General features: G+C 64.4%; 11 protein-coding genes. 10 read left to right on the forward strand and 1 reads right to left on the reverse strand.

The annotated features are described in order from the left end of the window. Positions 1-6: 6 nt before the first annotated feature. The 4 genes from repA to K8M09_RS19655 all read left to right on the forward strand — a co-directional run bounded on the left by repA (position 7) and on the right by K8M09_RS19655 (position 4,082). On the forward strand, positions 7-1,209 hold the full coding sequence (gene repA / locus K8M09_RS19640; RefSeq protein ID WP_380734723.1) for a plasmid partitioning protein RepA: 1,203 nt from the start codon (positions 7-9) through the stop codon (positions 1,207-1,209). A 2-nt stretch (positions 1,210-1,211) separates the two neighbouring features. Further along, positions 1,212-2,234 carry a plasmid partitioning protein RepB gene (repB, locus tag K8M09_RS19645; RefSeq protein ID WP_160785865.1) on the forward strand — a complete coding sequence of 341 codons (1,023 nt, stop codon included), beginning with the start codon at positions 1,212-1,214 and terminating at the stop codon, positions 2,232-2,234. Positions 2,235-2,390: 156 nt separating this feature from the next. Then, positions 2,391-3,713, forward strand: a complete 1,323-nt coding sequence (gene repC, locus K8M09_RS19650; protein WP_160785864.1) for a plasmid replication protein RepC — start codon at positions 2,391-2,393, stop codon at positions 3,711-3,713. Positions 3,714-3,803: 90 nt separating this feature from the next. Continuing rightward, complete coding sequence (locus tag K8M09_RS19655; RefSeq protein WP_160785863.1) at positions 3,804-4,082, forward strand: DUF6074 family protein; 279 nt, start codon at positions 3,804-3,806, stop codon at positions 4,080-4,082. Between the two features lie 2 nt (positions 4,083-4,084). Here the strand turns inward: K8M09_RS19655 and K8M09_RS19660 are convergent, their stop codons facing one another. After that, on the reverse strand, positions 4,085-4,666 hold the full coding sequence (locus K8M09_RS19660) for a LysE family translocator (RefSeq protein ID WP_160785862.1): 582 nt from the start codon (positions 4,664-4,666) through the stop codon (positions 4,085-4,087). Positions 4,667-4,802: 136 nt separating this feature from the next. Between K8M09_RS19660 and K8M09_RS19665 the strand changes: the two genes are divergently transcribed. The 6 genes from K8M09_RS19665 (at position 4,803) to K8M09_RS19690 (ending at position 11,846) form a co-directional block, all read left to right on the forward strand. Then, entirely contained in the window at positions 4,803-5,303 is a 501-nt protein-coding gene (locus K8M09_RS19665; RefSeq protein WP_160785861.1) for a heme-degrading domain-containing protein, read from the forward strand. A gap of 112 nt (positions 5,304-5,415) precedes the next feature. Beyond that, positions 5,416-7,239, forward strand: coding sequence for a sensor histidine kinase (locus K8M09_RS19670; RefSeq protein WP_229342488.1), 1,824 nt, complete (start codon positions 5,416-5,418; stop codon positions 7,237-7,239). After that, complete coding sequence (locus K8M09_RS19675; protein ID WP_160785860.1) at positions 7,236-8,591, forward strand: sigma-54-dependent transcriptional regulator; 1,356 nt, start codon at positions 7,236-7,238, stop codon at positions 8,589-8,591. Before K8M09_RS19670 ends, K8M09_RS19675 begins: the two co-directional genes overlap by 4 nt. Before the next feature lie 197 nt (positions 8,592-8,788). Next, complete coding sequence (locus tag K8M09_RS19680; RefSeq protein WP_160785859.1) at positions 8,789-9,772, forward strand: tripartite tricarboxylate transporter substrate-binding protein; 984 nt, start codon at positions 8,789-8,791, stop codon at positions 9,770-9,772. A gap of 97 nt (positions 9,773-9,869) precedes the next feature. Next, positions 9,870-10,331, forward strand: a complete 462-nt coding sequence (locus K8M09_RS19685; RefSeq protein WP_160785858.1) for a tripartite tricarboxylate transporter TctB family protein — start codon at positions 9,870-9,872, stop codon at positions 10,329-10,331. A gap of 9 nt (positions 10,332-10,340) precedes the next feature. Beyond that, the gene (locus tag K8M09_RS19690) at positions 10,341-11,846 is read left to right on the forward strand and encodes a tripartite tricarboxylate transporter permease (RefSeq protein ID WP_160785857.1); all 1,506 of its coding nucleotides are present in this window, start codon (positions 10,341-10,343) and stop codon (positions 11,844-11,846) included. Positions 11,847-11,854 lie beyond the last annotated feature (8 nt).

Raw genomic sequence — 11,854 nt, forward strand, 5'->3', positions numbered from 1 at the left:
ATGAATATGGCCGCAACGTTCGGACAGGCAATTTCCGAGGTCGATCAACTGATCATCGGGCAGGCGCACGAACTGTCAGACAAGCTGAAGCAGCACCGGCTGGAAATGTTCCCGCCGGTCGCGCAGAAGAGCCTGCGCCAGTTCCAGCTCAGCGAGGCCGCCCATTTCCTCGGGGTGACCAGTGGGTATCTGCGCAACCTTTCGCTCGAATCCAAGGGCCCGCTGCCGCAGGTGACGCCCTCCGGCCGCCGTTCCTATACGGCCGAGCAGTTGCAGGAGATGCGCGAATATCTCGAGCAGAACAGCCGTGGCCAGCGCTATGTTCCGCGCCGGCGCGGCACCGAGCATCTGCAGGTCATCGCCGTCGTGAACTTCAAGGGCGGCTCCGGCAAGACGACGACGACGGCGCATCTGGCGCAGCATCTCGCGCTGACCGGTCACCGCGTCCTTGCCGTCGACCTCGACCCGCAGGCCAGCCTTTCGGCGGTGCATGGCTTCCAGCCGGAATTCGACGTCAACGAGAACGAGACCCTTTACGGGGCCATCCGCTACGACGACCAGCGCCGGCCGCTGAAGGAAATCATCCGCAAGACGAATTTCCCGGGCCTCGACATCGTGCCCGGCAATCTGGAACTCATGGAGTTCGAGCACGACACGCCGCGCATTCTCGCGCAGGGCAACAGCGGCGATTACGGCCGGATCTTCTTTGCCCGTCTCGACGAGGCGCTTTCCACCGTCGCCGACGATTACGACGTGGTGGTGATCGACTGCCCGCCGCAGCTCGGCTTCCTGACGATGAGCGCGATCTGCGGCGCGACGGCCGTGCTGATCACCGTGCATCCGCAGATGCTCGACGTCATGTCCATGTGCCAGTTCCTGCAGATGCTGGGCGAGGTGCTGAACACGCTGAAGAGCGCGGGCGGCAACATGAACCTCGACTGGCTGCGCTACCTCGTCACCCGCTACGATCCGGCGGACGGGCCGCAGACGCAGATGGTCGCCTTCATGCGCTCGCTCTTCAAGCAGCACGTCCTGACGAGCTCGATGGTGCGAAGCGTCGCCATTGCCGATGCGGCGCTCACCAACCAGACGCTCTACGAGGTCGACCGCAGCCAGTTCACGCGCGCCACCTACGACCGCGCGCTCGAATCCATGGAGGCGGTCAACGCGGAAATCGTCGATCTCATTCACAAGGCATGGGGGCGTTGATCATGGCGCGCAAGAACGTTCTCTCCAACCTGATCGCACCGGCCTCCGAGAAGTTGACGCCGGTAAACCCCGTTCAGGACGAGCACCGCCAGCATGTCACCTACAAGGGCATCGGCGCGCTCGGCGCGGTGACCCGCAGCATCGATGCGCTGGCGGCCAAGGCCGATGCGGCCAAGGAGATCGAGGCCAAGCTGACGGCCGGCGAGGTCGTCATCGAGCTGGAACCGGACCAGATCGAGGAATCCTTCGTTTCCGACCGTCTGGCGCATTCCGACCAGCAATTCCAGGAACTTGTCGAGGCGATGCGCGTGCGCGGGCAGGATTCGCCCATTCTCGTGCGTCCGCATCCCGCGAAGGACGGCGTCTACCAGATCGCCTTCGGCCATCGCCGCGCCAAGGCCGCCCGCCTGCTCGGCCGGCCGGTTCGCGCCGTGGTCAAGGCGCTGACCGACCGCGATCATGTGATCGCGCAGGGCCAGGAGAACAGCGCGCGCGCCGACCTTTCCTTCCTCGAACGGGCGACTTTCGCCGGCGAGCTGGAAACGAGGGGCTTCGACCGCGAGACGATCATGGCCGCGCTCAGCGCCGACAAGACGACCGTTTCGAAGATGCTGTCCGTGGTCAACCGCATTCCCAAGGCCGTTCGCGCCGGCATCGGCCCGGCGCTCGCCATCGGCCGCGACCGCTGGCATGAACTGGCGACCCGTTTCGACGAACCGGCCAATGAGGATCGCGCCGTCGAATTCCTCGCCCGCGAGCGTATCAAGGTCCGCTCGCCGGAGGAGCGCTTCAATCTCGTCAGCGGCCATCTCGCGAAGGGCGAGGGGTCGGCGGCGACGCACAAGCCCGCTCCCGCCACCTGGGAGCGCAAGGACGTCCAGGCCAATATCAAGGCCAATGGCCGCCAGTACACGATTGCGCTGAAAGCGGCCGATGCGGCCGGCTTCGGCGCTTACATCACACGCAATCTGGACCGCCTCTACGAGGCGTATCGTTCGGAAAACAAACAGAAATCAGGAGATTAATCCGCAAAAGAAAAAGGCCCCCTCAACGTTACCGTCGCGGAAGCCCTTCTCATCGTTTAGCAGCCTGAGAATCGCACTTCCCCGAATCACAGTCAAGCCTTTTCGGCGCCGGTTTCGGTGATGGGGTCTCTTTTGCCTGTTGAAAGGTGAAGAGACATGGAGACGGACGACATAACGACGCCCTTCGGGCGGCGGGCGATGACACTTGGCATGCTGGCAAGCCAGGCGATTGCGAAGACGGTTTCGCCGGAAGCGAGCGTCGACAAGTGGAAGCTTTATCGCTGGCTCTGCGAGGCGCGGCCGAAACTCGGCATCAGCGATCGGGCGCTCTCCGTCCTCAACGCGCTGATGAGCTTTTATCCGAAGACCGAGCTTTGCGGCAATGAGGGCCTCGTCGTGTTCCCCTCCAATGCCCAGCTCTCGCTGCGCACCCATGGCATGGCGGAAACGACGCTGCGCCGCCATCTCGCCGCGCTGGTCGAAGTGGGCCTTCTGACGCGCAGGGACAGCCCGAACGGCAAGCGCTATGTGCGCCGCGACCGGCAGGGTGAGATCGGCGAGGCTTACGGCTTTTCGCTTGCGCCCCTGCTTGCGCGGGCAGGGGAGATCGAGACCGTCGCGGCGGAGGTCACGGCAGAGCGTCTGCTGTTGCAGCGTATGCGTGAACGGATCACGCTGGTTCGCCGCGATATCGCCAAGCTGATCGAGACGGCTTTGGAAGACGGCCTTCAGGGCGAGTGGATGCGGTATGAGGCGGAATATCGCCAGCAGGTTCTGGCGCTGCCGCGGGTTGCGACGCCCGAAATCCTGGCGCCGATCCTCGCAGCGCTCGAAGCCTTGCGGGAAGAAATCCTCAAGTGCATGGAACAGCAGTTAATTTTAAGAAATACGGCTGGCAATGCCGACCATACTGAGCGGCACAAACAGAATTCAAAACCCGACTCCACTTCTGACTTTGAACCTCGCTTCGAACCGAAGCAGGGCGGCGATGGCGATATCCGACATGAAGCGCTGGAGGGTGGGCAAGCGGCAGCAGGTACAAGCCGAACCGCAGATGACCCAACAGACGGTGCAATACCGGGCGACAGGGATCGCCGCCGCCAGCCCCGGCCGCCAACGGCCAGCGAGCCGCACAAGCCCTACCCGCTGGGTCTCGTCCTGCAGGCCTGCCCGGAGATTATCCCCTTCGGTCCTGGAGGGGCGATCTCCGGTTGGCGCGACTTGATGACGGCGGCCGTGGTGGTCCGCTCGATGCTGGCCGTCAGTCCCTCGGCTTACGAAAAGGCCTGCGAGGTGCTGGGGCCTGAAAATGCGGCGACGGTCATCGCCTGCATTTTCGAGCGCTCGGGACACATCAACTCGGCCGGCGGTTATCTGCGCGATCTGACCCGCAGGGCGGAGCGCGGTGAATTCGCTCTTGGCCCGATGCTGATGGCGCTGGTGCGGGCGAATGCGCATCCGGTGACGCGTGCCGGATGATGACAAAGCGGTGCGGCGAATCTGCTTTGGAAACCGCATGTTAACCATGCGGTTCCTAATCATGGGCGGAAGACAAGGAAGCCCGAATCAATGCCGCCATCTGCCTCGGCCCAGCCGCGCCGCCATTCCGATACCGTCGTTCCGTTTCCGGCCGAGCGCCGTACGGCTCATGTTCGCCATTGTGCGGGGGAGCTGGATGGCTTGCAGGGTGAAGAGGCGCGCCATTACTGGATGCGTGTCTGCCGGGAGTTGGCGGAAGAGCTTCGCAAGCTCGGCTCGAGCGAGCATCAGGCGCGCGCGGCCGTCTTTGCATTTCAGGACGAGGTGCAGCAGGAGCTGTCCCGTCTGCATCAGGCCGGGAACGGCTGATTTCAGATCAGGCTTGACGCGCTTCCGACCAGCCCGGCCGAGAAGATGAGCAGGAAGACGGCGGCAATGCGGTAGACGAGGCGCGGGGACAGAACCGGCGCCTTGCCGACAAGGCTGCCAAGTGTCAGGAAGCTTGTCCCGGCTGCCAGCACGAGCAGGCTGAAACGCCCAAGTGCAGGTGCGATCTCCATGAGAGAGCCATGCGGCATGATGACCAGCCCGATGATCGGCGCTTTCGGATTGAGCATGGTCGTCAGGAAAACCTGGCCGATCGTTATCGGCGCCGCCTCGCGCTCGGCCTTCTGTTCCGAGGACACGCGCCAGAGACGCATCGCCAGGAAGAGCACCCAGCACGCAGCGGCGATCCGCAGACCGGCGGAAAGTGCGGGACGTCCGTCGAGAAGCGGGGCGGCGACGGTTGCAAGCGGAACAATCACGGCAAGATAGCCGAGAAGTTCCCCGGCCAGCAGCGGAACGCTCGCCCGCAGCCCGCGCGTTGCGGCGGCGACGGTCAGCAGCGTGTTGGTCGGGCCGGGCGTCAGCAGCAATGCGAGAATGGCGAAGGTGAAAAAGCTGTCCGGCATGATCGTCCGTCGGTCGGTGTGAAACTTCCCTACCCTATGGTCTTCGTGCAGGGCAACCTTGATCTCCGTCAACCCCCTTTCTCTCGGGCGCGAGTCCCGATAGGAACAGCGGACGGGTTTCGGCTGGGAGGCGAGAATGACGGAGATGCTGGCTGAGGATATTCGCAGGCTCGAAGAGCAGGAACGGCTGCTGCGTTTCAGCCGGTTCAGCCCTGACGATGCCTGGGCGCTCGGCAATTGCATTCGGGAAAAGGCGCTGGCTCGCGGCGCCAGCGTCGCGATCGATATCTCCTTGCGTGACCGCACGCTTTTCCATTGCGCCCTCCCCGGCACCACGACGGACAATGTCGAGTGGATCCGCCGCAAGCGAAACACTGTCCTGCGGCTTTGGAGCGCGTCCTATCTCGTCGGGCGCAGGCTTGCGCTTTCCGGGCGTGACCAGGTGGAGGCCCGCAACCTGTCCTATGCCGATTTTTCCGTGCATGGTGGCAGCGTTCCGCTTTTTGTCGCCGATCTCGGCTGTGTCGGGACCGCGACGGTCTCGGGCGTGCCGGAGCGGATCGACCATGCGATTGTCGTCGATGCGCTGGCCGATTTTCTCGGGATCGATCTTGGCGGGGCGCGCCTGCCCGAGTGAGGTCCCTCCCCTCCCCTCCCCTCCCCTCCCCTCTAGGAAAGACGAGGCCCGCTCGGTAGGATAGAGGCGGCGGCCGGTCGGTCGCGGGGAAACGGAGAGGAGCCGTCATTCCGTGAAGCTGCGCCATGCCCTGGCTTTCGTGATCTTGCCGATCGTCTTGGTCCTTGCCATTCTTCAGGGCGGCACGTTGCTGACCCGCAGCTACATGGATGAAGCATCCCTGCAGGCGAACTCGGCTTTGCGCCTTGCCGTCGCGGCGCTTGCCGGTCATCTCGGCCGCTACGAGCCCCTCCCCGCGCTGATCGCCGATCACGATGACATCGAAGGCCTGCTGCAAGCGCCGGAAAACCCGGCGCTTCGCAAGGTAGCGAACAATTACCTTAAGGAAATCAATAGCCTGCTTGGATCATCCGATATCTATGTGATGACCCCGGACGGCAACACGGTCGCGGCGAGCAACTATGACAAGCCGGGAACCTTCGTCGGGGAGAATTTCAGCTACCGCCCCTATTTTCAGGATGCGGTCGCCGGCAGGCCGGCGCGGTTCTATGCGCTCGGCACGACATCGCTGAAACGCGGCTATTACTTCTCCTCGCCGGTGGAGGTCGCCGGAAAGATACTCGGTGTGATCGTCTTCAAGGTCGATATCGATTCCATCGAAAGTTCCTGGCGCGGCGGCGAATACAAGATTTTCGTCGCGGACCCGGAAGGCATCATCTTCATGACCGGCGCGCCGGAATGGCTCTATACCGGCATCCTGCCGCTCGACGGCCCGCGTCTTGCCCGCACCCAGGCCTCCCGGCGCTATGCGGAGGCGCAATTGCGGCCGCTCTCCGTCACCGAGTCGGTTTACCATGGTCAACATCTTCTGCGGATCGCCGGTGACGGGACGAGCCGGGAATATCTGCGGCTGTCGCACTATATGCCGGATGCCGACTGGACGGTGAATGTCCTGCTCGATACCGCGTCTGTCCGGGCGCAGGCGCGAACCACGCTGATTGCGGTCCTGCTGTTCATCTGCCTTGCGGCGGCGGCGGCCGCGGTCATCTGGCAGCGCCGCGCCCGCGTCGTGGAGCGGCTTCGGCTTCAGGAGGAGGCGCGCAACGAACTCGAGCATCGCGTCGAGGAGCGCACGGCGGATCTGGCGCGCGTCAACGAGCAGATCGAGCTGGAGATCGCCGAACGCCGGCTGACGGAGCAGGAGTTGCGCAAGACGCAGGCCGATCTGATCCAGGCCGGCAAGCTGGCCGGCCTCGGCCAGATGTCTGCGGCACTCTCCCATGAATTCAACCAGCCGCTGGCGGCGGCGAAAACCTATGCCGACAGCGCCGGGCTGCTGATCGAGCGAGGTCGTGTGCCGGAGGCGCAGGATAATGTGCGCCGTATCTCCGCCCTCATCGACCGCATGGCATCGATAAGTCGGCACTTACGCAATTTTGCCCGCAAGCCGAACGAGCGTCTGGGGTCGGTCCGCCTGTCGGATGCGATTGCCGATACGATGGAGATCGTCGCGCCGCGCCTGAAGGCGGCGGATGCGCGGCTTGTCGTCGAACTGGAAAACCCGGACCTGGCGGTGCTGGCCGGTCCGGTGCGGCTTCAGCAGGTTCTCGTCAATATCATCAGCAATGCGGCGGATGCCGTGGAGGGACTTGCCGAGCGGGATATCGTGCTGACCGCGTGCCGTCGCGACGGGCGCATCGGCATCGAGGTGCGCGACCGCGGCCCCGGTGTGCCGGGCGCGATTACCGAACGCATCTTCGATCCCTTCTTCACCACCAAGGGTGTCGGCAAGGGACTTGGCCTCGGCCTTTCCATTTCCTATAATATTGTCAAGGACTTCGGCGGAAGCCTCACGGTCTTCGACCACCCGGAGGGCGGTGCGGTCTTCCAGATCGTGCTGGAGGATGCGCGGACGGTTCAGGAGGCTGCCGAATGACCGGCGCCCGTATTCTTCTCATCGACGACGAGGAAGAGATGCGCCGTTCCTCGGCGCAGGCGCTCGAATTGTTCGATCTTGCGGTGGAGACCTATTCGAGCGCCGAGCCGGTGCTGGAGCGGGTCGGTTACGCTTTCGACGGTGTCGTGGTCAGCGATATCCGCATGCCGGGCATGGACGGCATGACGTTGTTGCAGCATATCCGCGAGGTGGACCCGGAAATTCCGGTCATTCTCGTGACGGGGCACGCCGATGTGCAACTCGCCGTCAGCGCCATGCGCGCCGGGGTCTACGACTTCCTTGAAAAGCCGTTCACGGCGCAGCATCTGGCGGTCATCATTCGCCGGGCGATGGACCGGCGAAGCCTCGTGCTCGAAAATCGCCGCCTGCGCGCGGTTGCCGGCAAGCGGGACGATATCGAGGCGCGCCTTCCCGGGCGCACGCAGGTGATGGTAGACCTACGCTACCGGCTGCGGGCGATCGGTGCGACGGATGCCGATACGCTGATCATCGGCGATACGGGGGCCGGCAAGGAAGTCGTCGCCCGGGCGCTGCATGATGTCAGCGCACGGGCGAACAAGCCGTTCATCGCCATCAACTGCGCGGCGCTTCCCGAAAATCTCATCGAAAGCGAGCTTTTCGGTCATGAGGCCGGCGCGTTTCCCGGGGCGCTGCGGCCCCGTTACGGCAAGTTCGAGCATGGTCGTGGCGGCACGATCCTGCTCGACGAGATTGGCTCTATGCCCTTCGATTTGCAGGCAAAATTCCTCCGCGTCCTGCAGGAGCGGGTCATCACGCGGCTCGGTTCGAATGAGCCGGTTCCGCTCGATGTGCGTTTCATCGCGACAAGCAAGGTGGATCTCGGTGCGGAGGTGGCGGCCGGCCGCTTCCGCCCGGACCTCTTCTATCGGCTGAATGTTGCGACATTGCATGTGCCTTCGCTGGCGCAGCGCCGGGCGGATGTCCCCCTCCTCTTCCTCCAGCTCGTGCGCGAGGCCGCGGCGCGCTATGGGCGCAGCGATGCCGATGTGCCGCCGTCAGTCATCACGGATGTCGCGGGCCGAAGCTGGCCCGGCAATGTGCGAGAGCTGCGCAATGCGGCCGACCGCTTCGTCCTGGGGCTGGACATGGCGGCCGAGAGCGCGTCGCCGGAGGCCGGCCCGCAGCGGCTGGCCGACAGGGTCGCTGCCTATGAGCGCGGCCTTATCGCCAGCGCGCTTGCCGCGCATGGCGGCAGTCTCAAGCCTGTTTACGAACAGCTCGGCGTTTCCCGCAAGACGCTTTACGAGAAGATGCAGAAATACGGCCTCGACAAGAGCCTCGGATATTCGGTGCTTTCCGAGGATATCTGAGGCCGGATGGGTGGAAATCCACCCGCCCTCGATGGGCTTTTGTCCCCGTTTCCACCCGCAGGGCGCAGTTTACGGCAGTAAACAGGACTGGATATCCCCTACCCGTCTTGCCCCGAGCGTCGCGTGCTTCACTCTTGATGCATCCAGAACCGGCACGGGAGGAGCCGCGCCGGCTGGGATTTCATCCGGAGGATTCGATGAAGACCTTGAAGACCCTTGCCGGCGTTTCCGCGGCGCTTGCCGTATCGCTGCTCGCCACATCCGCTTTCGCCCAGACCTATCCCGAGCGGACGATCACCATGGTCGTGCCCTTCTCCGCCGGCGGTCCGACCGACACGGTGACGCGCCTCGTCGCGGAAGCCATGTCGAAGGACCTCGGGCAGCAGATCGTCGTCGAGAATGTCGGCGGTGCGGGCGGCACGCTCGGTGCGGGGCGCGTGGCGAGCGCCGACCCCGATGGTTATACGCTGCTGCTGCATCATATCGGCATGGCGGCGAGCGCAACGCTCTATCGCAAACTGGCCTATGACACCCTGAATGCCTTCGAATATGTCGGTCTCGTCACGGATGTGCCGATGACGATCGTCGCCCGCAAGGACCTCGAGCCGACCGATCTGAAGGGCCTGATCGACTATATGAAGGCCAACAAGGACACCGTCACGGTGGCCAATGCCGGCATCGGCGCGGCCTCGCATCTCTGCGGCATGATGCTGATGAGCGCCCTGCAGACGCAGTTTACCACCGTCCCCTACAAGGGAACGGGGCCGGCCATGACGGACCTTCTGGGCGGTCAGGTCGACGTGCTGTGCGACCAGACGACGAACACGACGAAGCAGATTCAGGGCGGGACGATCAAGGCCTATGCGGTGACCTCCCCTGCCCGCCTCGGCAACCTGCCGGACATTCCGACGGCGGAGGAAGGCGGCCTGCCCGGCTTCCAGATCGGCATCTGGCATGGGGTCTACGCCCCGAAGGGCACGCCCGCGGAGGTGACCGAACGCCTCTCCAAATCGCTCCAGCTTGCCTTGAAGGACCCGAATGTCGTCGCCCGGTTCGCCGAACTCGGCACGACGCCCTCCTCCCAGGAGGATGCGACGCCGGCCGCGCTCAAGGCGAAGCTGGAAAGCGAGATCGCACGCTGGAAGCCGATCATCGAGGCCGCCGGCCAGTTCGCCGATTGAGGCAGGACCCGCAGGAACAGGCTCGCGGCGGCGCTCATGCCGTCGCGGGCCTCGACCGCCATCGCGGCCCGGAGAGGCCGCCGGGAAAGGGATATCCATGAAACATGTGCAGTTCGACAGCACCAATGCGCTCTGCGGCCTGACATTCATCGCGCTCGGCTGCTTCTTTGTTTATCAATGCCTTAACCTTGAACTGGGCACCGCGTTCCGCATGGGGCCGGGTTATTTCCCGCTGATCCTCGCCGCCATTCTCACGTTGCTCGGCGTCGTTGTGCTGGTTCAGGCGATGCGGGTGGAGGGGGAACCGATGGGGCCGCTGGCGCTGCGCGGCATGCTCTTCATCCTCCCTGCCCCCGTCTTTTTCGGGCTGACGGTGCGCGGCCTCGGTTTCGTCCCATCGCTGTTCTTCACGGCCCTGATCGCCGCCTTCGCCTCGTCGCGCATGAAGCCCGGCATGGCGCTCGCGCTTGCCGCCGCCATCACGGTCTTTTCCGCGGCGGTATTCAGCTACGCCCTCGGCCTGCCGTTCGAACGGTTCGGCCCCTGGACCCGGCTCTAGGAGGCGCTCGTGGATCTCGTCAGCAATCTCGCGCTCGGCTTCTCCACCGCCGCCTCGCCCGCCAATCTCGCCTTCTGCCTCATCGGCGTCCTGCTCGGCACGCTGATCGGCGTTCTGCCCGGCATCGGCGCGACGGCGACCATCGCCATGCTCCTGCCGATCACCTTCCAGCTCGAGCCGGTCTCCTCGCTGATCATGCTCGCCGGCATCTATTACGGCGCGCAATATGGCGGCTCGACCACGGCGATCCTCATCAACATGCCGGGCGAATCCTCTTCCGCCGTGACCGCCATCGACGGTTACCAGATGGCGCGCAAGGGCAGGGCCGGGGCAGCGCTATCCATCGCCGCGCTCGGCTCCTTCTTCGCCGGCACGGTCTCGACCTTTCTCGTGGCGATCTTCGCGGGGCCGCTGACGTCTATCGCGCTGGAGTTCGGCGCCGCCGAATATTTCTCACTGATGGTCGTCGGCCTCGTATCGTCCATTGCGCTTGCCCATGGCTCCATCGTCAAGGCACTGGCGATGGTCGCGCTCGGCCTGCTTCTCGGTCTGGTCGGTACGGATATCTATACCGGCACGCCGCGCTTCACCCTGGGCATTCGGGAATATGCCGACGGGTTGAATTTCGTGGCGGTCGCCGTGGGCGTCTTCGGCATCGCGGAAATCCTGCGCAACCTCGAAGGGGAAAAGACGCGCAGCGTCCTGATGGCCAAGGTCTCCGGCCTGTGGCCCACCCGGGACGATTTCAGGCGCATGGTCGGGCCGGTGCTGCGCGGCACGGCCATCGGTTCGGCGCTCGGCATCCTGCCGGGCGGCGGGGCGATCCTGGCGGCCTTCGCGTCCTACACGGTTGAAAAACGCGTTTCCGATCATCCGGAGGAATTCGGCAAGGGCGCAATCGCCGGCGTCGCGGGGCCGGAATCGGCCAACAATGCCGGCGCGCAGATGTCCTTCATCCCGCTGCTGACGCTCGGCATTCCCGCCAATCCGGTCATGGCGCTGATGGTCGGGGCGATGATCATCCAGGGCATCGTGCCGGGGCCGAATGTGGCGACCGAGCAGCCGACCCTGTTCTGGGGCATCATCGCCTCCATGTGGATCGGCAATCTGATGCTCGTGGTGCTGAACCTGCCGCTCATCGGCCTGTGGGTGAAGCTGCTGACGGTGCCCTACTACGTGCTCTTCCCGATCATCATGGCCTTCTGCTCCATCGGCGTCTACAGCGTGAACTCCAATGTCTATGATCTTTACGCGGTCGCGCTGTTCGGCCTCGGCGGCTATCTTCTGGTGAAGCTGCGCTGCGAGCCCGCGCCGCTGCTGCTCGGCTTCGTGCTGGGGCCGCTGCTGGAGGAGAACCTGCGGCGCGCCATGATCCTGTCGCGCGGCGACCCGAGCACCTTCGTCACGCGCCCGATCAGCGCGGTGTTGCTCGTCATCGCGCTGGCGGTGCTGGTCGTGGTCTTCCTGCCCTCGGTCAAGGCCAAGCGTGAACAGGTCTTCCAGGAAGAGGACTGACGGAAAGG

It is taken from the genome of Shinella zoogloeoides (assembly GCF_020883495.1).
Lineage (GTDB): Bacteria > Pseudomonadota > Alphaproteobacteria > Rhizobiales > Rhizobiaceae > Shinella > Shinella zoogloeoides.

Excerpts from the sequence above, each read along its gene's own strand:
- repA (WP_380734723.1), top strand. The coding sequence starts at position 7 with ATGGCCGCAACGTTCGGACAGGCAATTTCCGAGGTCGATCAACTGATC.
- repB (WP_160785865.1), top strand. The coding sequence starts at position 1,212 with ATGGCGCGCAAGAACGTTCTCTCCAACCTGATCGCACCGGCCTCCGAG.
- repC (WP_160785864.1), top strand. The coding sequence starts at position 2,391 with ATGGAGACGGACGACATAACGACGCCCTTCGGGCGGCGGGCGATGACA.
- K8M09_RS19655 (WP_160785863.1), top strand. The coding sequence starts at position 3,804 with ATGCCGCCATCTGCCTCGGCCCAGCCGCGCCGCCATTCCGATACCGTC.
- K8M09_RS19660 (WP_160785862.1), bottom strand. The coding sequence starts at position 4,666 with ATGCCGGACAGCTTTTTCACCTTCGCCATTCTCGCATTGCTGCTGACG.
- K8M09_RS19665 (WP_160785861.1), top strand. The coding sequence starts at position 4,803 with ATGACGGAGATGCTGGCTGAGGATATTCGCAGGCTCGAAGAGCAGGAA.
- K8M09_RS19675 (WP_160785860.1), top strand. The coding sequence starts at position 7,236 with ATGACCGGCGCCCGTATTCTTCTCATCGACGACGAGGAAGAGATGCGC.
- K8M09_RS19680 (WP_160785859.1), top strand. The coding sequence starts at position 8,789 with ATGAAGACCTTGAAGACCCTTGCCGGCGTTTCCGCGGCGCTTGCCGTA.
- K8M09_RS19685 (WP_160785858.1), top strand. The coding sequence starts at position 9,870 with ATGAAACATGTGCAGTTCGACAGCACCAATGCGCTCTGCGGCCTGACA.